Raw genomic sequence first — 22,762 nt, 5'->3', positions numbered from 1 at the left:
AATATATTATTTATAAACATCTGCAGCCAATTCCCTCAAAACTTCTACATTCACTACTTCAAAACAACCATTGTTTTTCTTGATTATATTTTTATCACAAAAGAGATTCAAAGTACGTAATAAATGCCGATAACTCGTTCCTAACAACTCCGCTATTTCCGTTAAATTCCCACTAAACACAATTCTATTTTCATGCTGAACTGCTCGTTCTCCTGCTGCTAACATGTAACTCGCAAGTCTATTTTCAAGCGGATACAATAAATTAATTGTACTGTTTTTGGAAAGTCGGTTTAATTTATGTGCCAATGATCCGCAAATACATCTTAAAAATTTCGCATCATGAAATAGCTTATTTCTCACCTTTCCTAAAGGTAAACCCACACAATACGAATCTGCCATCACTTGTACGTTTGAAGTGATTCTTTGAGAATGAATTAACTCCACATCTCCAAGTAACTGCAAACTATCGTAAAAACATAATAATACCGATTTCCCGTTACTTAATGTGTTAAACGCTTTCGCTTTTCCTTCAACAAAGAAATATAAATAATCTATCTCTTCATTTTCTCTACAAATAAACTCATTCTTTTTAAAAAATATAAGTTCCATATATGGCTTCATATCATGACTAAAAAATGAATCAATATTATTTTGCTTTATATACTCTGCTAATTTAATAGAATTACATACTTTCTTCATAGTTCCCCACCTTTACAACTCATCCCCATTGTAATCAAAATTTTCTTCTTCCACTATGACATATGTCATAACAATACACAATTTCAGCATGATACAGTCATTACAAATATGAAATATAAAGGGGATATTACATTGTATAACTTTCTTTCTGTCTTTATTGGTGTGCTCATCGCCGTTATGCTTCCATTAAACGGAATTTTATCCGAGTTAATTGGAAAGTATACAGCAAGCGTTGTCATTCACCTTGTCGGTTTAATTGCAGTTATTTTCGTTTTAATCTTAAACAAACATAAAATTCATTTCGATAAAGGTATTCCGCTTTTTTTATATAGCGCTGGAGCGATTGGAGTATTCACTGTTCTTTTTAATAATATAAGTTTCTCCGTCCTTGGTGCCTCTATTACGATCGCATTAAGTTTACTCGGCCAATCCATTGCTTCCATCATTATCGATCATTTCGGCTTATTAGGAATGAAAGTTGCAAAGTTTGAAAAGAAAAAACTAATTGGATTATGTTTCATCTCTTCTGGAATTATAATCATGACAATTTATTAATGGGGGCAAGAAAATGTTATATATTACGATCGCTATTTTAGCTGGTGTTTCTATCGTTGTTGCTAGAATTATTAACGCGAATTTAGCAAAGGAAATTGGAAACTGGGAAGGTACGTTTTTCAATTATATTACTGGATTATTTTTCTCTATGTTATTTTTAATTTTCAGTCCAGATTCATTGTATATCCCTATTCATACGTTGCAATCTATTCCTATCGCCGTGTACTTAGGCGGATTAGTAGGCGTTATCGTTATTTCATTATCCAACTATATTACTCCTAAAATATCAGCCTTTTATTTAACATTACTCATCTTTATCGGACAATTATTTGCGGGGACTATTATTGATTTCTTCCTGACAAATGAACTCTCGATCGGGAAAGTTATCGGTGGCATTTTCGTATTAATTGGGCTCACTTACAATTTACTCATAGATCGCCCGATAAAAACTGTGAAGCATAACCAAGTTCAACTATAATACTTTACGCTTACCTATCATATATTAATAGAAAAGCTCTTCACACGAAGTAATAGAGAGGAGAAAATCCTATTAAAAAAATTATTTTATTGCTAGGTAGCGTATTAATTATTTGTGGAATTGTATGGTTTATAAACTCGGGAAAATCTATTCAAGATCTCTATACTGCAAACAAACCGAAAAAGAAAGCTACTATTATTTCAAGCTCGCGAGATCCAAATGAGCCTCCTGTTTTTTTAGGTAAACAGGAAATAAAAGATATACATGTAGAATCAATTAAAACAAAAAAGGATATCTTTCTCACAAAAACAGATGAATTAAAAACGTTTATTAACAGTATGAATACCGCAAAAAAAGGCAAATTAACATTGGATGAAGAAGGATCAGATTTAATAGATTGTGATATGTGGATTACTTTCGAGGATGGAACTTATAAAAAATATTTCATATGGGTAGTTGATCATCACAGCAGCGAAGTGATGATTGCGCAGCAAGATACTCCTGATGATGTAAACCTTACGTACTATCAGTTAAACGAAGATAGTTCAAAAAAAGTTTATAATTTATTTAAAAAAATTATTTAAATGAAAAAGTCATGAGCACGCGAACTCATGACTTTTTGCACTATATATATTCCGGGAACACTCTACAGCCCTTTTCCTGCTCTATATCATGACCAAAGAAAATAATTGGTTTCTCTTTTTTCACAACTTCTTTTAAACGTTTAATTGAAGATAAAGCTAATTCTGGATCAAATCCTGCGAACGGCACTTCATCTTCAAAATTCTCTTTCGTGTACGATGCATCAATCGTTAATAAAACTGAACCGGATTGCTCCGTCTCAATGAATAGCGACTGATGGCCTGGAGAATGACCTGGCGTATACAATAATTGAACACCTGGTACCACTTCATAATCCCCTTCAATAATTTTGTAGTTCAAATGCGGTAATATACATTCTTTCATATATTCTTCTCTATGAAGTGCTGCCTCATATTCCGTTCGCTGCACAATAATCGGTGTATTTGTAAAAGCACCGTTTCCTCCTGCATGATCAAAATGTAAGTGAGAGCTAATAATATATAAAAGGTCGTCTGGTTCATACCCTACACGCTTTAATATATTCACGATTCTATCTTCTTCAGTCATTTTCGGTAAAATCTGTCCTTCAACAAATGTACCGTTAAAAAGCCCTTCATTATTAACTGCACTTTCTGGCATACCTGTGTCTACTAAAATAGGACCTTCTTCCGTCTCCAGAAGATAACACCACACCGGCAAGTTTAATAGTTTCCCCGGTGTTAACGCACTGTTAACAGACGAATGATCCAACATGCAACGACCTGCTGGGATGAAATAAAGTTTCTTTACTGTCATTATGTATCCACCTTTACATTTAGTTTTGGATAAAGTAATACAGTAAAAAATTCTTCTTTTTAGAAATAAACTCCTTCTAGACTATCAGTACAGCTTGCATAAAAAAGAGGGTATTTTTTTACATAGCAGTATTTCACCATCTATAATATAGAAGTAAAGAATTCTTACTTTAAATGAAACATTAACACCGATTAACGCTGAAAACTAAAAAAAGCACATGCACTACTTGAAAGCGGGCACACCATTGGGAAAATCGTATTAGAGAAATTTTAATCATGATAGTGATAGGTAGTATGTGAAATTATATTAACGATTTTTCGAATATATCTATCACAAATCAAATTATATCAACGATTCGACAAGTTATATCGATTTATCGACAAATAACAACAATAAGAAAAGGCTGTTCCAGATGAACAGCCTCTTCTTTATTTACTTGAAATCTCTTTATTATTTTGAACGTCTAACGGAGCTCGCTTTCCTATTCCGAAAGCATAGAAACTAATTGTAACGATAGCTAAGAAAATAATACCTACAACTAATGAAATGCGTGTATCATCGTTAAACCACATTCCGATTAATACCATAATTAAAAAGGCAATTGTTAAATAGTTTGTTACAGGAGCAAATGGCATTTTGAACGGATGATCTTTCATCTCTGCTCCCTTTTCTTTCCTAAAACGAATTTGACTAATTAAAATGACGAACCATGGTACCATACCAGGAAGTACACTCGCACTATATACATATACGAATAAGTTTTTCGGTGCGATATAACTTAAAACAACACCAACCGCTAAACCGATAATTACACCAACTGTACCGAATAAAGGTACACCATTTCCAGAAAGTTTCGTGAAATATTTCGGTGCTTGTCCATTTACACCTAATGTATACAGCATACGTCCAGCACTATAAATACCACTATTACAACCAGACATTGCTGCTGTAATAACAACGAAGTTAATAAGGCCAGCTGCTGCCGTAATACCAACCTTCGCAAAAGTTGCTACGAACGGGCTACCAATTGTACTTAATTGATCCCACGGATACACAGTTACAATAACGAAAATAGCACCGATGTAAAAAATTAAAATACGCCAAATTGTACTTTGAATCGCTCTTGTAAGTGTCTTCTTTGGATCCTTCGCTTCACCAGCAGTAATACCGATTAATTCCACACCTTGATACGCTCCAACTACAAGTGATAATGCAAAGAAGAATCCTGAAAAACCACCTGTAAAGAAACCGCCATTTGACCAAAGATTAGATATGCCAATCGCTTCTCCGCCGTTACCAATTCCGAAGAAAATAAGGCCAAATCCTGCAATAATCATTAATAGAATCGTAACGATTTTAATCATCGCAAACCAAAATTCAAATTCACCAAATGACTTAACAGAAATTAAGTTAGCTGCACCAAGAATAACCATTGCAATTATACCTGGTATCCAAGCTGGTAAATCCGGGAACCAATATTGCATATACGCTCCAACCGCGATAATTTCTGACATCCCAACGATAACCCACTGGAACCAGTTACTCCACGCTGTCATATAACCAGCTAGTGGATGAATATACTTATGACCGAATGTCGCAAATGAGCCTGTACTTGGCTCCATATACAACATTTCTCCCATGGCACGCATGATGAAGAAGATGAAAATACCTGCAATTGCATAAGCAAGCATTACTGACGGACCTGTCCATTTAATTGTGCTGGCTGATCCCATAAACAAACCAACACCAATCGTTCCGCCTAAAGCAATCATTTGAATATGACGTGCTTCTAAACCTCTTTTCAATTCTTTGTTTGCCACTTCACTTCCCCCTCTTAGATGATTCATAGCCGCATTTTAACACAAGATGCTTTCCCCTAACTCCTTTCGGCCCTGAAAATGATGAAGCAAACGTCATTTTACACTAGCTTTAAAGCTATCCTAAAATCGTTTTGTGCTCCTAATAAAATTCTCAAAACCTTTCATCTTCCAATATTCTATAAATCTTAAAATTACTTATCTTATATTAATTCATTAATCTGAAAAATTCAATTATTTTTTCAATAAATTATTATACATAAATCTGATTAATTTTTAACTAAATTAACAATAAAATACATCTATTCAATATGATTCCGGCATGTATATTATTACAATATAAATAACCGAGGAGATGCTATCTTCCTCGGTTTCATATCTCAAATACTTCAACCTTTATAGTTGATAACGTAATTTCCCACACATTCGATTCATATACCAATAAGAAATTTAATATATTAATAAACTACTAACTTCTTTACCCCAGCCAAATTTTGAGGCAGAAACCTTTCTGCCTCAAAACAACGGGATAAAATATAAAAGAGTCTCATTAAAAAATGAGACTCTTTTACATTTTCATATTTAAATCGATTTCGAAGTTTGCTTACCAAAGATAAATACCCTAGTAAACACTGCCATTATAACTACAATAACTAGAAAATAAAGTGGCATCACCAGTAACGAGCCCGTATGCAATTGACTCATTCCCCAAATTGTCATCGTTACAATTACATAGTATCCTAAGCTAAACAACGCTCCAGCTGTACCAATGACATCTTGAAAATCTACTAACGCTAAACTTAAACAATTAGGTAACGCTACTCCAATTCCTAATAGCAATATAAACATCGCTATTAAAAATACAACCATATATATTACATTCGGATTTGATCCCACAAACGTAATAACAGATAAAAAGATAGCTCCTCCTGTCATTACGAGACAACCGATATATATAATTTTCTCTGGTTTATAAGTAGCAAGTAAACGTTTTGAAATTTTCGCTCCAACAATAGAAGCAGACGCTACAACAATTCCTAGAAATCCATACATACTAGGCGATAATTGAAAATATTCAATAAAGATAAACGGCGCTTCTGCGTAATAGCTAAATAAAACACCATTTGCTCCTCCAATTAACAACCCATATGTTACCACTTTCGGATTTGTAATTAACCTCTTCAAGACTGAAAATACATTTATTTTATTCGTTACTGAGCCCGTTTTTGTTTCAGGAAGAGAAACAAACGTATACAGAAAAATACCGATACTCATAACTACTAAACTTAAAAATACTATTTTAAATCCAAACATTTGATCAAGAAAGCCACCAATTAACGGTCCTATCGCTGGTGTAAAAGCAATGACTGCCGAGATTTGAGCAAACATAACATGCCTCTTATGCCCTTCTACACTTTCACGAAGAATCGTTTGCGTCACAACTGATCCTGCACTTGCTCCAAACGCTTGAATAAAACGACTTACCAATAAAACTTCAATGGAATTTGCAATAAAGCACAAGAAACTCCCAGCGCCGTATACAACAATTCCAAATAACATTGCCCAGCGACGGCCAATTATATCTGATAGCCATCCAATAAAAAATACACCTAAAGCAAATCCAGCAAAATACACACTAAGCGTTAACTGCACCTCATTATTACTTACATGTAACGCCTTTGAAATGTCCGGTAAAGACGGTGTGTAAATCGTTTCACTAATTTGCGGAAATGCGACAAGAATAATCATTAACAAAAGTGATGGTACTGAGACTTTTTTCATTTTTCATACCCTCCTATAACTTTGAAAATCTCAGAAGTAAAAAGACTTTCCTAAGCTACGGAACAGGAGGGGCCATTATAGAAATCCGGTCATAAAACAACAAAGAAAACACCTCAATTACGTATGCTAATACTTATAGGAGGGTAATATTAACATCGATTTTTAAATATACTTTTTCAATTATATTACATATTACTTTTATTTTTCTAGTATTATCATTTCGAATGCTCTTTTTATATTAGTGAACAAATAATACACGCCATAAAAAATAACAACTTGATATGAACTCCTTATTATGGAATAATTAGAAATAGTTTGAATTAATGAACCTGATTATAAAATGATAGACTCATATATTCCTAATGTCATAAAGTTGAACAAGTAGGAGGACTTTCGTAATGATTGAAATTTTAAGGACAGTATTAAACTTCCTAATTTCTCTATTCTCAGGAGAATTACCCTTTGTGTATTATGTATGGATTATTACCCTATTCCTAATTCAAATAATCCAATCTACTCTGAACTATAAGCTTTTTAACAAGAAAAACAATTTCAGCACTTATATATCGGAAGGATTACTTGCTTTTATTATTTTATTGTTTGGAGGAATATTAGTATCTAAGTTACTTGCTTACATAATAGACGATTCTACTATTAGTATGACGAATTTAACACATTATTTTGTTTCTCTTATCATATTAACTATATTTGTTGTAATAACCTGTGTTAAAGACTTTATAGAAACATCTATAAAGAATAAAAATACCTCTCTTTTTAGCTTTTTAGTAATTTCCTTCATAACAAGTATACTTTCATTCAAGTTTTTATCACCTTTAATTGAAGGTTCTTTTTCTCTTTCTAAATCTTTTATAACTACTTTAATCATTCTAGTAACTATATCAATCCCTCTATTAATTTCCTTAGAGGATAAGTATGCAGACGAAAAGGAAACGGAAAATTTATAGATTCTCATTTACATAAAAGAAAGAGGGAGTTCCCCTCTTTCTTTTATATCGTCCTATTTCACAAGACTAAATCATTCCTTTTAATATTAATCCTAAAACTGACATTATTATCGCGCTAATAATAATTCGCAAAATCCAAGTAGTGTTTGTACTTATTTTTTCTAATTGCTTATTGATTGTTGCTATGTCTTTCTCATTAATAGTGGTACGCGTTTCTAAATTTCGAATGTCTCTCATAATTTCTTTTTGCTCCGCCTTGAGATTGTCAATTTTAGCGTAAACATCTTCCATATATTCACACCCTCTGTTCATCTTAATAGAAAAATCTATATATATTATGAGACAACCCTCTTATCTGTGAATACGTTGCGTATATCCGCGTACCAAATTTTTTGTACAATCTAATTGAATTACTCACACGTTTCCATTCTTCTATTTATAAATTAGCGTTGAGATACATTAAAATTAGAAAAGGAATCCCTTGTTTATTTAACAACAAACAAGGTGCAATCCACCATTCGGGAGCACCTACGATAATTTCTATTGTTTTCATATTTACAACTCCATATAATCAGTATGATTTTCTGAAGAAGCCAATTTTTGAACTGCTTAAAGTATACTAATATGAATACGAAATAGCTGTATTGATAAACTCTCTAGAACAATAAATATACTGGCTGAAACGGATCTATATCCAATATTTTTTCCAGTAACATGAATGGTTATTTCTGATAAATGCGTTTGTACATCATTGTTTTCAAAAATTTCATCCTCAACCTTTACAATATCTGCTTCACAATCTACTTCTTTAAAAGTTTTCAATAATTTTGTTTCCAATAAACTACAATCAAAGCTCTCATCTTTTATTACGGCAAATTTAACCTTCATATCGATTTCCCCATTTTTAACAAACTAAAATCACTAAATCAATATAAATATATATTATTCTATTAAATAATTCAAAATATACGCTTCTTATATACATTATTAAAAATAGGTTCTAAAGAATTAAATGAAAAAAGAAATTACATATACAAATCCCCTCTTTCAACCAATCAATATAGAATTCCCTTATGCCCAATGATTAAAATCTTTTCATATTAAAGCCGTAGATTCTAAGGACTTTTTGTTTTTATATTGATAAGTCATTTCTTGAATTTTGTATCATCGGAATTAATAATATAGTAAAACAAATTAAATATTAGGCGTTCAACTAATCTTTCATATAATTCGTCTCTTAATTATTTTGCTCATTGCGCTTTTTTATTTTCCTCACTATTTCAACTAAACTTTGTGTAATAATACATATTTCAAATACATTATTTCCTTTCACTCATACTTTTATCATTGAGTTTTTATTCACAAATTCGTAACACATATATATGAGTTATCATGCTAAAATTAGTTTATTCACAAGAAGAAGTTCTTCTTAATAAATCAATCATTTTTAATACCCTGTTTAAAGCCTTGCCCCCCTGCAAGGTTTTTTCCTATTTAAATAGAGTAGTAGTTTTCGTTATGCTTCTCTCCCCCTTGTTCCTTACCCTACAAATAATACTTCATATTTATTTTAATTTTTCAGCATCCGTACTCGCTCTGTTCGAGAGCTCTTTACCAAATATTCAATCTAATGATAAGATTGACCAAATTAATATTTTCGTCCATAACTGTATCAAAAAGTACACTAAAGAAAAAATAGCACTCTCACAATTAAGTAAACGCGAGCTTTTTCTTCTATCTACTTACTATTTAAGGTTAATAGTGATATAACCAGATTTAAAAATTCGACTTAAATTCATTGATGAATGGAGAGGTTTATATGAAATTGAAAGACAAAGTAGCAATCATAACTGGTGGTGCAAGTGGAATTGGCGAATCTACTGTTCGTCTTTTTATCGAAGAAGGTGCAAAAGTAGTTATTGCTGACTTTTCTGAACGTGGAAAAGAACTATCAGATGAATTGAATGCACATGGATATAATACGTTATTTATTAAAACTGATGTAACAAAAGAGGCAGATATTAAACAGCTAATTCATGAGACAGTAAGTACATACGGTAAATTAGATATTATGTATGCCAATGCCGGCGTTGCTGATGATGCACCAGCAAACGAATTATCCTATGAAAAGTGGAAAAGAACTATTGATATTAATTTGTCTGGGGTATTCCTTTCTGATAAATATTCGATTGAACAATTCCTTAAACAAGGTACAGGTGGTGTCATCGTTAACGCTGGTTCGATTCATAGTTTTGTTTCATTACCTACCCCAACAGCATACTCCTCTGCAAAAGGTGGTGTGAAACTATTAACTCAAAATTTATGTACTGCCTACGCTAAATATGGAATACGTATTAATGCGGTGTGCCCCGGTTATATTGACACCCCTTTACTTGGTAGTGTTAATCCTGAACAGAAAGAATATTTAGCTTCACTTCATCCACAAGGCAGACTTGGAACACCAGAAGAAGTCGCTAAAGCTGTCTTATTTTTAGCAAGTGATGATGCTAGTTTTGTTAACGGTACAACACTTCTTGTTGATGGAGGCTATACTGCACGTTAATTTAAAAATTTTGAAGCACCCTAAGAAATATATAGTCTTCAACAAGAAAAAGCGCCATCACAAGTGACGGCGCTTTTTCTATGTAAGAGCAACTAGAAGGTATCCTTCTAGCCTACTCCCATTTATAAGTCCAAAACTGTTCAAGTTGCAGCCATTTTAATGTTGCTGCATCTTTGTTTTTTATTTTTGCATGCGTGTCTTCAAGCATTGCTTCTGTTTGTGAACGGTGCGCACCTAATGCAGTTAATTTATGATCAAATACTTCACTAATGTTATTTACAACATCCGGTTCTCCTAATACTGCTTCACGATTTTTCGTAATCGCAACAGCATGGATAACTGGGCGCTCTTCTTTTGGCATACGTGATACAGCGCGAACGACAGCGCGGCCAAATGCATTATGATCTGGATGTACACCGTGCTCTGGATAAAATGTAATAATTCGAGATGGATTTACTTCTTGAATAATTGCTTCAATTTTGTCAGCAACGAAATCAACATCTTCAAATTCTAACGTTTTATCATGGAAGCCAAGCATTCTTAAATCTTTAATACCCATCGCTTCACAAGCATCTTTCAATTCTTTCTTACGGATATGTGGAATCGTTTCACGGTTAGCGAATACGTTCTTACCCATGTTACGCCCCATTTGTCCTAGAGTACCACATGCATACGTTACAGGTACTCCTTGATCTGTTAATAAGCGAATTGTTCCTCCCGCAGCATATGCTTCATCATCTGGATGCGGAAATACAACAAGTACATGTCTCTCCATAAGTTTCCCTCCTTCTTACTTAAATGGTGTTAAGCTTAACTCAAGTGCAACTGCTAGACGACCTAAATTATCATGTCCAGCTAATAATAAACGCTCTTGATCGTCTACTTCCCAGTGCGTAATACCTTCAGCATATACCCAACCGTGATCCATTTTCAAACCAACTCGGTATGGATTTGTTCCAGTTATCTTCCCGCGTTCAAAACGGATAATCGCATTTCGAATGAAAGCACCAACTGTCATCATCTTTTCATTTATGTGTGATGCATACGCTCCGTTTGTCGTTTCTAAATGAATATATACATCTTTATTTACAAAACGTTCAATTTCATTTTGAATAAGAGAACTATCTTTTACTATTTCCATCGGAATTCACCTCTTTAAACCATTTTACGCAAAAATAATGTAAATTGCTATCTCTATATTAGAGGACAACGCTCACTTTTCCTAATAATTTGCACTGTGTTTTTTATATTTTTTATATGATATGTAAAAAATACATTTTTTCCTTCACTTTGTTAAATAGTTTTCTTTCTTTTTTGAATTTGCTACAATATATTTTATCCCGTATTATTGCAGCGAGATACATTTCGACAATTGAATACATAATTTAAAGAAGGTGACATGATTGGAACAGTCAGCACATGAAGTAGCAAATTGGCAATATTATTTTGCAATTGCCGTATTTTTAATCACGTACGGATTTATTATTTCTGAGAAATTGAATCGTGCTGTAATCGCACTATTCGGTGCTGCTATTATGATTATTTTTGGAGTTGTAGATTTACATACTGCTTTCACATCACATATTCAATGGGAAACGATTACCCTTTTAATTGGGATGATGATTCTCGTACATATTACGAGTCAATCAGGCGTCTTTGAATTTGTGGCCATTAAAGCGGCAAAAGCAGCTGGTGGAAAACCGATTCGCATTTTATTATTACTATCCCTATTAACTGCTGTCGGATCAGCATTTTTGGACAATGTAACGACTGTTTTATTAATCGTTCCTGTTACATTATCCATTACACGTATTTTAAAAGTAAATCCTGTGCCTTATTTGATTTCAGAAGTGCTGTTTTCAAATATAGGCGGAACAGCAACATTAATCGGTGATCCACCTAATATTATGATTGGATCAGCAAACAAGCATTTAGACTTTAACGCCTTTTTACTTAACTTAGCTCCAATCGTAATTATTATTTCTATCGTGACACTTGGCATTATTTACTTCATGTATCGTAACAAACTAAAAACAACACCTGAACAAATCGAAAAACTAATGGCATTAAACGAAAAAGATTACATTAAAGATCAAAGCCTCCTTTTAAAATCTATTTCGATTTTAGGACTAACTATTTTAGGCTTCGTACTTCATTCGATTATTCATGTAGACGCTGCTGTTATCGCGATGACAGGCGCTACACTTCTTATGTTAATCGGCGTGAAAGAACATGATATTGAAGATGTATTTGCCCATGTTGAATGGGTAACCATTTTCTTCTTCGCCGGATTATTTGTTCTCGTTGGCGGGTTAATTGATATCGGACTTATCTCTTCACTTGCAAGAGAAGTAATCGACGTAACAAACGGTGACATCGGATTCGCAGCTATACTTATTTTATGGGTATCTGGCATCGCATCTGCGACAATCGACAACATCCCATTTGTCGCAACGATGATTCCTCTTATTCAAGACTTAGCTACAGGACTCGGACTATCTGTCGATTCTCCGCAAATCGAAGTACTATGGTGGGCGTTATCTCTTGGAGCTTGCTTAGGAGGAAATGGAACACTAATCGGTGCATCTGCAAACGTAGTCGTTGCTGGTATTGCAAAACGTGAAGGACATGGCTTCTCTTATATGGACTTCTTAAAAATTGGTTTACCATTAACTATTGTTGCACTCTTGTTATCACATGCTTATATATATTTACGTTATTTAATGTAAAAGTTGTATTGCATGAAATTATATCGTCAAATACAAAAGGTTTGCAGCATCCGTGCTGCAAACCTTTTTTCATCACCAAAATATACCGATAATTGCTAAACCACCTAAAATCATACCACCAATTTGTCCGACAATTGTTGGTGATAATTGAACACCTTTTCTCACTTCAACAACTGGTCTTTCGTGCCTTAGTTGCTGCACTTCACTTTGAAGTTGGTGCACACTTCCGTGTAACTCTTTAATAAGTTCTTTTAATTCGGCGACCTCTTCATTTACTGGTTTTGCCTTTTCTAAATTCATTTTACATGACTCCTTATAAATTCAATCAACACACTGTAAATTTTCGCCAATTACCATTATATCTCCTGCATACTACATATATAATTTCGAATGTACTTTCTAACCTTGCAGCTCTATCCATTCATCCCGCAATATCCCCATAATCATACGGTCAAAACACTTCCCATCTCTTTGAACCGCTTCTCTCATACAGCCTTCCATTTGAAAACCCATCTTTTTATACAATGCAATGGCAGGTTTATTATACGAAATAACATCGAAACCGATGCGGTGTAAATTCAATTCATAGAAAGCATACTTTAGAATAAGATGTATTGCTTCTTTCCCATATCCTCTTCCTCTATCATTCGCATCTCCTATACCAATGGCTAATAAACCTGTTTTGTTATTCCACTCTATACCATGAATCGCCACAAAACCAATTAAGCGATCTTCTTGAACTGTCCTTACCATGAAAGAAACACTATTCGATCTCCGTCCTTTTAATAACTCATCACTTGCTATTTCTTGTAACGATTGCGGAAACGCTACATCTGTATCGACATTTCTTAAATACTCACTATCCTCTTGCCACATAACCATTACTACAGCATCTGATTCTCTAATAGCGGATAATTTTACAATTTTATTTTGAAAAAGATTCATCGTCATTTCAAACTCCCCCTTTTTTAATAACGGGGATACTTATTTTAGCCTATTTATCCCCTTGTTCCATAAACTGCTTTATAAACGGGATACTTACAATAAGCGCTGACATTGGCACATCTCCTCTACACGAAATTAACTTCATTGTATAATTTTTCGTTTATTCTAACAATAATAAAAAGCCCTCCAAATTTAGAGGGCCTTTCCTAATAGCAAAACTATATTATTTCGTAAACATTTTCTCTGCTTCATCCATTGCCATTTTGTTACCTAAAGCAGAATAGTCAAGCCATGGTTGGTCATTGATAATATATACATGCTTGCCTTTAACAGCTTTTAAGTCTTTCCAAATTGGTGTTTCTTGAAGTTGTTTAAATGCAGCTTTTGCTTTATCATCTCTATTTACAACAACGAAAATCGCATCTGCATCAAAGTCAGGTAATACTTCTTGTGAAATGACTTCGAAAGGACGTTTTCCATTGATTTTCTCTACACCATTTGCAGGTTGTAATCCTAAGTCTTGGAATAAAATTGGTCCCATCGGTCTTTTCGTACTAAATACACGTAATTCTTTTGCAGTAACGCGAATTGCCATTACTTTTTCGTTATTACCTAGCTCTTTATCTATTAAACCTTTTACTCGTTTTGATTGCTCTTCGTAATCTTGAATATATTGATCCGCTTCTTTCTCACGGTTTACAAGTTTACCAACTTGTTTTAAATGGTCTCTCCATGTACCTTCATCTAAATTGAAAGTATGCGTTTTTGCAATTTTTTCGTATTTCGCTACATCTTTACCAGCATATTTTTCATCAACATAAATGTCAGTTGGCTTTAATTGAAGTAACGCTTCCATATTCGGATCTGTTACAACACCAAGCTTCTTCGTATCTTTCAACTTCTCTTTAGCGTGCGGTAAGAAATCTTTTAAATCTCCACCAATAACAGAACCTACTGGTGTAATTCCTAATGCAAGTAAATCATTCGTTAAATGAATAGACATAGAGGCGATTTTTGGGTCATTACTTTTTTTCGTTTTTTTCGTTGCCTCTTCATTAGATTTCGTTTGACCACATGCTGCTAGTACTAAAATACACATGATGCTAAATAAAATAGTAAGTTTCTTTTTCATATGTTCTCCTCTTTGAAGTATTTATTTTGTTTTTGTAAGTAAATAAAGAAAATACGGCGCTCCTAAAGCTGCCACTACTACACCAGCTGGAATAGAGTTTGGCTCAAATATAGAACGACCTATCGTATCTGCTAGCACTAAAATAATCATTCCGATAATGCCAGCTAGTGGAAGGAAATGTTGATACGTAGTACCTACTAACTTTCTTGCAATATGCGGAGCAACTAAACCAATAAAACCAATCCCTCCTGCCATCGATACACTCGCGCAAGATAATCCAACCGCTGTAGCTAAAAGGAGTAACCGTTCTTTTTGAACAGAAACACCAAGTCCCGCTGCCACACTATCACCGAGTGACAATGCATTTAACGTTTCAGATTTTAGCCATGCATACGGAGTTAGTATGAAAATCCAAGGTAATAATGCAAGGACATGAATCCAATCCCTTCCCCACACGTTACCAACTAACCATCTAGAAGCGAATGTATATGTCTCATCATTTAACTTGAGAGAGAAAAATAACGAAATTGCACTAAAGCCAGCTGAAACCGCAATACCAACGAGAATAAGTCTAATGGGAAGTAAACCTTTTGATCGATCACTCGCAAGTAAAATAATAAGAAATGCAGCTAATACTCCTCCGCCAAATGTAAATAACGGTATTAATATCGATGCATTCTCATTAATAGAATGAAAGAAAGTAACGAATATAATTAGCCCGAAAGATGCACCTGAATGCAGTCCAAGAATACCAGGATCGGCCAACGCATTCCTTGATAACCCTTGCAAAATCGCACCGGAAATCCCAAGGCCAATACCAGCTAACATTGTGATTATAATTCTTGGCATACGATAATCGTACAGCACGGTTGCACTCTCAAAATCACCATGACCGAAAAGCGTTTGAATTACTTTGAGCGGTGCAATGCTAAGTGTCCCCGTATTTAAGCTAAGCAAAATGACAGCGATACTAATACAACCAAATATTGTAGTTACAGTAACGGCTCTCGTTTTATCTGTGTTTAAAATCTTCTTCACTTACAACTCCCTCCCAACTTTACGTGCTATATAGAGGAAGAACGGAACTCCAACAAGAGCCACCATAATTCCTATCGCCAGTTCTTTAGGAGGGTTTACTGTTCTTGCCCCTAGGTCAGCTAAAACTAATAACATAGCACCTAATAATGCTGACATAGGAATAATGAGTCGATAATTCACACCAACTAATTTTCTAGCAATATGCGGGATAACTAGTCCTACAAATCCAATAGAGCCAACAGCTGAAACAGATACACCTGCAAGAATGACTACTATAATCATCCCTAGTATTCTCGTTCGGTTCGTTTTTACTCCTAAATTCGTAGCGACATCATCCCCCATTGATATGAGTGAAATAGACCGCCCTAAAATTGTCGCAAAAACAATTGTTATGAGAATAATAGGAACTAAAAATTTCAAGTGTTCCCACTTAACCCCTGCAACACCACCAGCGTACCAAAAAGCTAAATCTTGACTTAAGTCATAATAAATCGCGACACCTGAACTTAACGAATGTAAAAGCGCAGCCATAACTGCCCCAGCGATCGTTAATCTCATCGGTGTTAATCCGCCTGATGTGGCCGATCCGATAATAAAAATGAGTACTGTACTTAAGACCGCTCCAATAAAGGAGACAATCATTAAATAGGAATACGGCATATGCGGAAAAAAGGCAAAACTAAGTGCTACTACAAACATCGCACCTGCATTTATGCCAAGTACACCTGCATCAGCTAAAGGATTTCGTGTTACTCCTTGCATAACAGCCCCAGCGACCGCAAAAGCCGCTCCTACAACTGCTGCGCCAATTACCCTTGGGAGCCTTAATTCGTAAATGATTTGATGCTGCGTTAATTTCGGATTGTAATCAAAAACCGCTGTCCACACCGTTTGCAAATGAATATCCTTTGCACCAAATGCGACGGCCAAAAATATAGATCCAATTAAACATATAATTGTTAAGCTCATAAAACATATGAACTTAATATGTATCCAGCGGTTATTGCCAGCATGTATAGTAGACTTATGTAACATGTTTCATTTCATCCTTTATATGCAGTTGTTTTTTATAATTATTTTTAATTTATAATCATTACTGATAATAATTATCATTTTCATTTAGATATTATATCCTCACTTTTTTTAAATAGCAAACTATTTTTTTACTTCGTTAAATATTAAAATACTTATTACAATTCCCTTCCAAAACTTACAAATACACGCAAAATAGAATACTAGCTTATTTTTAAAAGTGTAGTATACTTAATCATTATTTTGAGTTTTCAAATAAAAACATCCAAGGTGATGCAATGTTATATATAAAACAACTACTCTATTTTACTTATGAACAAGCATTATCCTGCTTATTCCCAGTCGTTATTTTCTTAACACTAGCCCTTTCAAAAATCGTTTCGATCCCAGGGTTATACCGCTACGATTTCATACTCATCGTATGCCTTCTTATGCAGTGGGTTATGTACAAGACTGGCCTTGAGACGAAAGACGAATTAAAAGTAATTACTGTCTTCCACCTCATCGGCCTTTTACTAGAAATATATAAAGTTCATTTCGGTTCATGGAGTTATCCGGAAGAGGCATATTCAAAGGTTTTTGGAGTTCCACTTTACAGCGGCTTTATGTATGCAAGTGTTGCCAGTTACATATGCCAAGCGTGGAGAAGATTGCATTTACAAATGCATCATTGGCCGAAAGCTATTTTTGTAATACCTCTAGGAGCACTGATTTACTTCAATTTTTTCACACATCATTTTCTATACGATTTTAGATGGTTCTTAACGTTACTTCTATTCATCGTTTTCTTTCGAACATTTGTGGAATTTTCATTACGAGGCGTTACATATAAAATGCCGCTCGTTCTCTCCTTTTTTCTTATCGGATTCTTTATTTGGATTGCAGAAAACATCGCAACATTTTTCGGTGCATGGCAATATCCAAACCAACGGGAAGCTTGGAATCTCGTTCACTTAAGTAAAATCAGCTCATGGTTTTTACTCGTTGTTATTAGCATTATGATTGTCACGCAGCTCAAACATTTGAAGCAATCAAAAAGATAATGCTAATTATGTAAAAACAGTTAGCCCATCAATCATTAGAGAGTGATGGGCTTTTTTTTAGTAATATTTTTTAAACCAACCTTATCAAAGGAGTTATAATTTACAAGAGTATAAGCAGTTGCACATTATGAACTACTACTAGCAGAAGATGTTGCTGCAGATGAAGCGGCAATCGTTGCCATCATAGCAGCCTGTTGTGCTTGTATGAGGACTTCTATCATTGTTTGTAAACCTGTGTTGGTAGTTTTACTTTCCTCACCTTTCTGACTTACGAACAGTTGAATAGCAATAAGAATATTTGTATCTGTATGCCAACGGAACAATTTATCCCCCTGCAATTTTTCAATAAATGCTCTAATAGAATGAATCTCTTTTTCTCCATCCTCGAGTAACGCTAGTAACCCGATAGCTGGGTAATGCATCTGTTTTACTTTTACCTTTTCTTGCTTTAACAAATTCCATATATTTGTGCATTTTGCGACTAACAGTTCTTCCCTGACATCCTTCTTTAGTGAAAGAATATGACTCAAAAATTGAAGATCATTCCCTTTATGCAAACCAGCTGTCGCTAGTTTCTGATAAAGGCGTTCCACTCGGTCCATAAGTGTGTCTACATTCTCTGATTGTCCTGCTAATAAAACCGCGAGCGGATAATCATTTGTACTTGTAAGAAAGAGGTGATCCTTTTTCATGCGTTTATATACTTGCATTGAGCGTTGAATGTGCGCGCCATGCTGTTCATTTTCTTCTGTTAAAAGTACAGCTGCTGCGAGATAAGTAAATATACTGCGGCTAAACCCACCAGTGACCAATTGTTCATATAAATCTAAAAACTCCCGAAAAGCTTTCTGGTAATCTGTAAAGTGAATATCTAATGTTGCTGCCACTACAAAACGATGATAAGACTTTAAGTATGAAAACATCCCTACCTGATTCTTAATATAACTACTAATTTCTAAAAAACGTCCGCGATCAAACAGTTTATCACTACCTGCATACATAGCAGCAATCATCATTCCTGTTCGAGAATCGCTCGTTTTCCATTTTAGTTCTCCCTTTAACTGTACATATGTATGTTTATATTGCTCCAACTTTTGCTCTAATGTAATCATAGTATTCACCCCTATTTCTAGTTCTTCTCTATCATTATACTTATATTCCATATTTAGGAATACTACAATTAATAATCACACCATAAAAATTATAAAATCCTCTTATCCTTCTTCATCAGCATCACGATGATACTCCCTAATCCTTCAAGAAGTTAAACAAAAAAGGTAGATAATAATTTATCTACCTTTTTTGTTTATATCATTTAACATTACACCTGTATTGCTTGTTATATGCAATTAAGACTAAAGAGCTTTAATAATACGTTCCATCGCCTTCATTTGTCCAATATGATCAGCTTCATGATAAAGCATCATACCGTAAAGCTCACCAACTGTTTCCAATCCTAGAAATGGCTCTGGCAGTTTATTTTCAAATGCTTCTGCTGGAATTTCTTTAATACGTTTTGCTTGTTCTTTTAATTGGACCGTTAACACTTCTAATGATGGTCCTTCTGTTGTCCATTTAGATGGTCTTGATCCATATCCAAACATACCTGGATATTCAGTTGGTAATTGTTTGAATTCTTTTCCAAACATGAAAACTTCTGCTGCCGTTAATACATGACCGATATGCCAACGAATTGTATTGTTAAAACCCTCTGGCTGCGTATCCACAGTTTTATCATCTAGCGTCTCCATAAATTTAAGTAATGCCCCGCGCGTTATTTCAAATTGTTTTAGACCAATTATTCTATTCATTTTATCGTTCTCCTTCTTCATGTACATTTTATTATGAACTAAGAATGTTCAATTCATTAAAGTTTCACTTTGTTTAATCTATCAGAAACAATGAAGAAATACATCTAATATGCTTAGTAAAAATAATAAAAAGGTTCACCTCTCGTACATATAGAATTACTTATTACACAAATAGTTTAGTAAATAAAAGAGGAGTGTTAATTTCATGTTACATGTTTTAAAACAGCAATATAATCTTATTAGCTCTACAAGAGAAACTCTATTTTCGTTTTTGGAAGAAATCCCAGTAGAAAAATTACATAGCACAGTTCCTAATTTCGGGAGCGGTAGCATTATAAAGACTCATATTCATGTAGCCGATTGCTACCGATACTGGCTTGGATCATTCGCATTTAAACAAAAGCGAGTAGACTTTTCATTTGCTAGCGATTACGAAATTGAGCATGCAGATGTGAAAAAAGTTCGCGCTAGATTTAAGTTAGTAGATGAGACTGTACAACGTTTTTTAGATGAATACAATGACCGTTGGCTCGAAAATATTGCAAATGAAGTAAAGTGGCAAAAAGGGCCTTGGAGTACAACTCCGCTATGGCTTTTAACTCATACGGAAACCCATGAGTTTCATCATAAAGGACAAATTGTATCAATGGCTAGGCACCTTGGATATACTCCTCCTGATACAGACCTTAGTTAATACATTCATGTTCATTTCAAAGCGGAATGGGCAGCAAGAATAATAGTATGATCAAAAAACTCGTTGATACATTTTGTTGTGTATAAAACTTTTATTATTTGTTTTAGGTATACCATACCATTATAAAATTCATGTAACATCGAATTAAGGTTCATATTTTTTATGTAACTCATTGAAGAAAGTTTAAGTATTTATACATTCAATTACTAACTAAAGGAGAAAATTATAATGAGATTAGAGAGCGAAAGAATTTATTTAAGGCCTCTTTGCCAGCTAGATGCTCCTATTATATTAGAAAGTACAATGGATGATGAAATAAGATATATGACTGGAACTAAGTCCACTTTTTCATTGGAGCAAATTACGAAACATATAGATCATATAAATAATGATTCAAGTCGCTATGATTTCGCTATTTGTTTACAAAGTACTGACGAGATGATTGGAGAGTTGTCGCTTTTAGATATCGATGAGGAGAACGAAAGAGCAGGATTCAGAATATCAATGCTTTCCATAGCATTAACAGGACAAGGTTATGGAACTGAAGCTATTAAAATCGTTTTAAGATTTGTTTTTGAACAACTATCATTAAATCGTTTACAGTTAGAAGTATTTAGCCATAATTTACGCGGAATTAAAGCTTATGAAAAAGTTGGTTTTGCAAAAGAAGGAACCTTACGTCAATCTTTATTTTATAACGATACATACTCAGATGAAATTATTATGGCCATACTTAAAAGTGATTATATAGAGAGACCTTTGTAAATGAATGTACTTAATCTATTAAACAATTTTAAAGAACCTTACCACAATAAAATGCAGTAAGGCTCTTTCATTTTTATATCAAATAACAGCTCTTAAAACATGTATAATCGTATCAATACCAAATAGTCTCCGCATAATTATATGCATCACTATTCGGAATTGCATGTTTCCCCTGCGCTTGTGCTTTGCTTGGATCTAAATCATATACCATTGGCGTATAGCATGATGTTTGCCCTTTATTTACAACACCATTTCCTCCAGCACTTCCGCAAGTGTATGCCTTTCCATCTGTTTTTCTAACAATCCTTGCATCAGCTTCATTATTATAAACTGCCAGGCGAGTTACAGTAACTTTTGCCCACGCTGTTTTACACGTCGTGCTAAATTTTAATTCCACATAAGAATTTGAATCAATCCACTTCTTTTCTTTCGTTACTGCTGATTGATCACAACTATTGTAATACGGACTTTTCCCATCATACGAATGGTCTTCTGCAAATGCTTTATCATTATTGGTCGTACTAAACACACTAGTTACGACGAGCAATGCCAGACAAAGACATGCGCTTACCTTTTTAATAAGTTTCACAGGATTCCACTCCTTTATTAATAACGTCCAGTTTTCCCGTAACCATTATTAATCGTCACTGCTTCGGCATCAGCTGTATAACCAAAATCAGCAGTCAAATCAAACACCATTCCTGTATAAGTGCTCGTTTGCCCCGTTTTAATTGCTCCATTACCACTATTAGAATCTACTGATTTTTGGAATACACCATTTTTATATTTATTAATAACAGCGTAAGCATATACTCCTCCAGAAACAGAAGGTGCTGGTTGATCTAAAACAAGCTTAGACCATGCCGCATGACATGTATTACTGTAACGTAAATACACTGTTCCTACTTTTTTACTACCTTCATAAACTGCTGTAGACTTTGCATTAAATCCATCTGCATCACATGTTGTACTTCCCCCGTATACTTTCGTTGTTGCTGGATTTTTTCCGTCATAATAGCTACTCAGATCAGTAGCTGCAAATGTACTTTCTTGAAAACTAAATAATACCCCTACACTCGCTACACTTAACACACATACTTTCATTAACTTTTTAAACATTTTTAATTCCCCCTCAAAATGATTATGTATACTAAACACAACCTATACTGCTGTGTCAGCCCTCCTTCCATGCTTCCTAGAGGCATCTTACAAAAACGAATTAACGTTGTAAATTCCCTTATGATTATTGGAATATACGAAGAACTTTACTTATCCTTGTAAGAAAAAAAGTTGAGAAATACACATTTTATAGCATCCTTTATTTAAAACATAAAAGA

General features: G+C 34.1%; 26 protein-coding genes and 1 pseudogene. 10 read left to right on the top strand and 17 right to left on the bottom strand.

Annotated elements, in window-relative coordinates:
• Positions 1–6: 6 nt before the first annotated feature.
• Positions 7–699 carry a transcriptional regulator YeiL gene (yeiL, locus tag B9A45_RS12320; RefSeq protein WP_000754824.1) on the bottom strand — a complete coding sequence of 231 codons (693 nt, stop codon included), beginning with the start codon at positions 697–699 and terminating at the stop codon, positions 7–9.
• 108 nt (positions 700–807) lie between these two features.
• On the opposite strand from yeiL, the gene B9A45_RS12315 reads away from it, so the two are divergent.
• The 3 genes from B9A45_RS12315 (at position 808) to B9A45_RS12305 (ending at position 2,316) form a co-directional block, all read left to right on the top strand.
• A complete protein-coding gene (locus B9A45_RS12315; RefSeq protein ID WP_002103413.1) occupies positions 808–1,254 on the top strand; it encodes a DMT family transporter in 447 nt (148 codons plus the stop codon).
• A gap of 13 nt (positions 1,255–1,267) precedes the next feature.
• Positions 1,268–1,732 (top strand): DMT family transporter, encoded by a 465-nt coding sequence (locus B9A45_RS12310; protein WP_016111451.1) that lies wholly within the window; start codon positions 1,268–1,270, stop codon positions 1,730–1,732.
• An 89-nt stretch (positions 1,733–1,821) separates the two neighbouring features.
• The gene (locus B9A45_RS12305; protein ID WP_000901690.1) at positions 1,822–2,316 is read left to right on the top strand and encodes a hypothetical protein; all 495 of its coding nucleotides are present in this window, start codon (positions 1,822–1,824) and stop codon (positions 2,314–2,316) included.
• 40 nt (positions 2,317–2,356) lie between these two features.
• Here B9A45_RS12305 and aiiA read toward each other — a convergent pair whose 3' ends face one another.
• A complete protein-coding gene (aiiA, locus tag B9A45_RS12300) occupies positions 2,357–3,109 on the bottom strand; it encodes a quorum-quenching N-acyl homoserine lactonase AiiA (protein WP_016111450.1) in 753 nt (250 codons plus the stop codon).
• Between the two features lie 166 nt (positions 3,110–3,275).
• Between aiiA and B9A45_RS12295 the strand changes: the two are divergent.
• Positions 3,276–3,382, top strand: a pseudogene (locus B9A45_RS12295) (zinc-binding alcohol dehydrogenase family protein); the annotation flags it as partial.
• A 155-nt stretch (positions 3,383–3,537) separates the two neighbouring features.
• On the opposite strand, the gene B9A45_RS12290 reads toward B9A45_RS12295, so the two are convergent.
• Both B9A45_RS12290 and B9A45_RS12285 read right to left on the bottom strand, forming a co-directional pair.
• On the bottom strand, positions 3,538–4,929 hold the full coding sequence (locus B9A45_RS12290) for an amino acid permease (protein ID WP_001284405.1): 1,392 nt from the start codon (positions 4,927–4,929) through the stop codon (positions 3,538–3,540).
• A gap of 579 nt (positions 4,930–5,508) precedes the next feature.
• Entirely contained in the window at positions 5,509–6,708 is a 1,200-nt protein-coding gene (locus B9A45_RS12285) for a multidrug effflux MFS transporter (RefSeq protein WP_000758001.1), read from the bottom strand.
• A gap of 398 nt (positions 6,709–7,106) precedes the next feature.
• Here B9A45_RS12285 and B9A45_RS12280 point away from each other — a divergent pair, with 398 nt between their 5' ends.
• Positions 7,107–7,673, top strand: coding sequence for a DUF5823 family protein (locus B9A45_RS12280; protein WP_053512648.1), 567 nt, complete (start codon positions 7,107–7,109; stop codon positions 7,671–7,673).
• A 66-nt stretch (positions 7,674–7,739) separates the two neighbouring features.
• Here B9A45_RS12280 and B9A45_RS12275 read toward each other — a convergent pair whose 3' ends face one another.
• Both B9A45_RS12275 and B9A45_RS12270 read right to left on the bottom strand, forming a co-directional pair.
• Complete coding sequence (locus B9A45_RS12275) at positions 7,740–7,964, bottom strand: hemolysin XhlA family protein (RefSeq protein WP_000390458.1); 225 nt, start codon at positions 7,962–7,964, stop codon at positions 7,740–7,742.
• A gap of 318 nt (positions 7,965–8,282) precedes the next feature.
• Positions 8,283–8,561, bottom strand: coding sequence for a hypothetical protein (locus tag B9A45_RS12270; RefSeq protein ID WP_000865018.1), 279 nt, complete (start codon positions 8,559–8,561; stop codon positions 8,283–8,285).
• A gap of 931 nt (positions 8,562–9,492) precedes the next feature.
• On the opposite strand from B9A45_RS12270, the gene B9A45_RS12260 reads away from it, so the two are divergent.
• The gene (locus tag B9A45_RS12260) at positions 9,493–10,236 is read left to right on the top strand and encodes an SDR family NAD(P)-dependent oxidoreductase (protein ID WP_000768017.1); all 744 of its coding nucleotides are present in this window, start codon (positions 9,493–9,495) and stop codon (positions 10,234–10,236) included.
• Positions 10,237–10,348: 112 nt separating this feature from the next.
• Here the strand turns inward: B9A45_RS12260 and bshB2 are convergent, their stop codons facing one another.
• Together bshB2 and B9A45_RS12250 are read right to left on the bottom strand one after the other, a co-directional pair.
• Positions 10,349–11,011: a bacillithiol biosynthesis deacetylase BshB2 gene (gene bshB2, locus B9A45_RS12255; protein ID WP_000439483.1), complete on the bottom strand. Its 663-nt coding sequence runs from the start codon at positions 11,009–11,011 to the stop codon at positions 10,349–10,351.
• A 15-nt stretch (positions 11,012–11,026) separates the two neighbouring features.
• Positions 11,027–11,377: a YojF family protein gene (locus B9A45_RS12250; protein WP_000407045.1), complete on the bottom strand. Its 351-nt coding sequence runs from the start codon at positions 11,375–11,377 to the stop codon at positions 11,027–11,029.
• A 262-nt stretch (positions 11,378–11,639) separates the two neighbouring features.
• Between B9A45_RS12250 and B9A45_RS12245 the strand changes: the two genes are divergently transcribed.
• Positions 11,640–12,965 (top strand): ArsB/NhaD family transporter, encoded by a 1,326-nt coding sequence (locus tag B9A45_RS12245; RefSeq protein WP_000437992.1) that lies wholly within the window; start codon positions 11,640–11,642, stop codon positions 12,963–12,965.
• Positions 12,966–13,037: 72 nt separating this feature from the next.
• Here B9A45_RS12245 and B9A45_RS12240 read toward each other — a convergent pair whose 3' ends face one another.
• From B9A45_RS12240 to B9A45_RS12220, 5 genes are all read right to left on the bottom strand, one after another.
• Positions 13,038–13,265 (bottom strand): coiled-coil domain-containing protein, encoded by a 228-nt coding sequence (locus B9A45_RS12240; RefSeq protein WP_001047304.1) that lies wholly within the window; start codon positions 13,263–13,265, stop codon positions 13,038–13,040.
• A gap of 99 nt (positions 13,266–13,364) precedes the next feature.
• Complete coding sequence (locus B9A45_RS12235; RefSeq protein ID WP_084064078.1) at positions 13,365–13,916, bottom strand: GNAT family N-acetyltransferase; 552 nt, start codon at positions 13,914–13,916, stop codon at positions 13,365–13,367.
• A 217-nt stretch (positions 13,917–14,133) separates the two neighbouring features.
• Positions 14,134–15,042, bottom strand: coding sequence for an iron-hydroxamate ABC transporter substrate-binding protein (locus B9A45_RS12230; protein ID WP_000728198.1), 909 nt, complete (start codon positions 15,040–15,042; stop codon positions 14,134–14,136).
• Between the two features lie 21 nt (positions 15,043–15,063).
• Entirely contained in the window at positions 15,064–16,080 is a 1,017-nt protein-coding gene (locus tag B9A45_RS12225; protein WP_000722682.1) for a FecCD family ABC transporter permease, read from the bottom strand.
• Entirely contained in the window at positions 16,081–17,115 is a 1,035-nt protein-coding gene (locus B9A45_RS12220) for a FecCD family ABC transporter permease (RefSeq protein ID WP_000902703.1), read from the bottom strand.
• A gap of 275 nt (positions 17,116–17,390) precedes the next feature.
• Between B9A45_RS12220 and B9A45_RS12215 the strand changes: the two genes are divergently transcribed.
• Positions 17,391–18,155 (top strand): DUF817 domain-containing protein, encoded by a 765-nt coding sequence (locus B9A45_RS12215; RefSeq protein ID WP_000965755.1) that lies wholly within the window; start codon positions 17,391–17,393, stop codon positions 18,153–18,155.
• A 125-nt stretch (positions 18,156–18,280) separates the two neighbouring features.
• On the opposite strand, the gene B9A45_RS12210 is transcribed toward B9A45_RS12215, so the two are convergent.
• Positions 18,281–19,318, bottom strand: coding sequence for a DUF4003 domain-containing protein (locus B9A45_RS12210; RefSeq protein ID WP_002101155.1), 1,038 nt, complete (start codon positions 19,316–19,318; stop codon positions 18,281–18,283).
• Between the two features lie 192 nt (positions 19,319–19,510).
• Positions 19,511–19,987: a DinB family protein gene (locus B9A45_RS12205; protein WP_113623480.1), complete on the bottom strand. Its 477-nt coding sequence runs from the start codon at positions 19,985–19,987 to the stop codon at positions 19,511–19,513.
• Between the two features lie 184 nt (positions 19,988–20,171).
• On the opposite strand from B9A45_RS12205, the gene B9A45_RS12200 reads away from it, so the two are divergent.
• Both B9A45_RS12200 and B9A45_RS12195 read left to right on the top strand, forming a co-directional pair.
• The gene (locus tag B9A45_RS12200) at positions 20,172–20,660 is read left to right on the top strand and encodes a DinB family protein (protein WP_000903461.1); all 489 of its coding nucleotides are present in this window, start codon (positions 20,172–20,174) and stop codon (positions 20,658–20,660) included.
• A gap of 228 nt (positions 20,661–20,888) precedes the next feature.
• Positions 20,889–21,425, top strand: coding sequence for a GNAT family N-acetyltransferase (locus B9A45_RS12195; RefSeq protein WP_001235428.1), 537 nt, complete (start codon positions 20,889–20,891; stop codon positions 21,423–21,425).
• A gap of 112 nt (positions 21,426–21,537) precedes the next feature.
• On the opposite strand, the gene B9A45_RS12190 is transcribed toward B9A45_RS12195, so the two are convergent.
• Both B9A45_RS12190 and B9A45_RS12185 read right to left on the bottom strand, forming a co-directional pair.
• Positions 21,538–22,014, bottom strand: coding sequence for a DUF2690 domain-containing protein (locus tag B9A45_RS12190; RefSeq protein WP_084064077.1), 477 nt, complete (start codon positions 22,012–22,014; stop codon positions 21,538–21,540).
• Positions 22,015–22,031: 17 nt separating this feature from the next.
• Positions 22,032–22,544 carry a DUF2690 domain-containing protein gene (locus B9A45_RS12185; protein ID WP_000473748.1) on the bottom strand — a complete coding sequence of 171 codons (513 nt, stop codon included), beginning with the start codon at positions 22,542–22,544 and terminating at the stop codon, positions 22,032–22,034.
• Positions 22,545–22,762 lie beyond the last annotated feature (218 nt).

The sequence above is a fragment of the Bacillus sp. JKS001846 genome (genome assembly GCF_900176455.1).
Lineage (GTDB): Bacteria > Bacillota > Bacilli > Bacillales > Bacillaceae_G > Bacillus_A > Bacillus_A cereus.
This window is presented reverse-complemented; position numbering and strand designations above follow the sequence as displayed.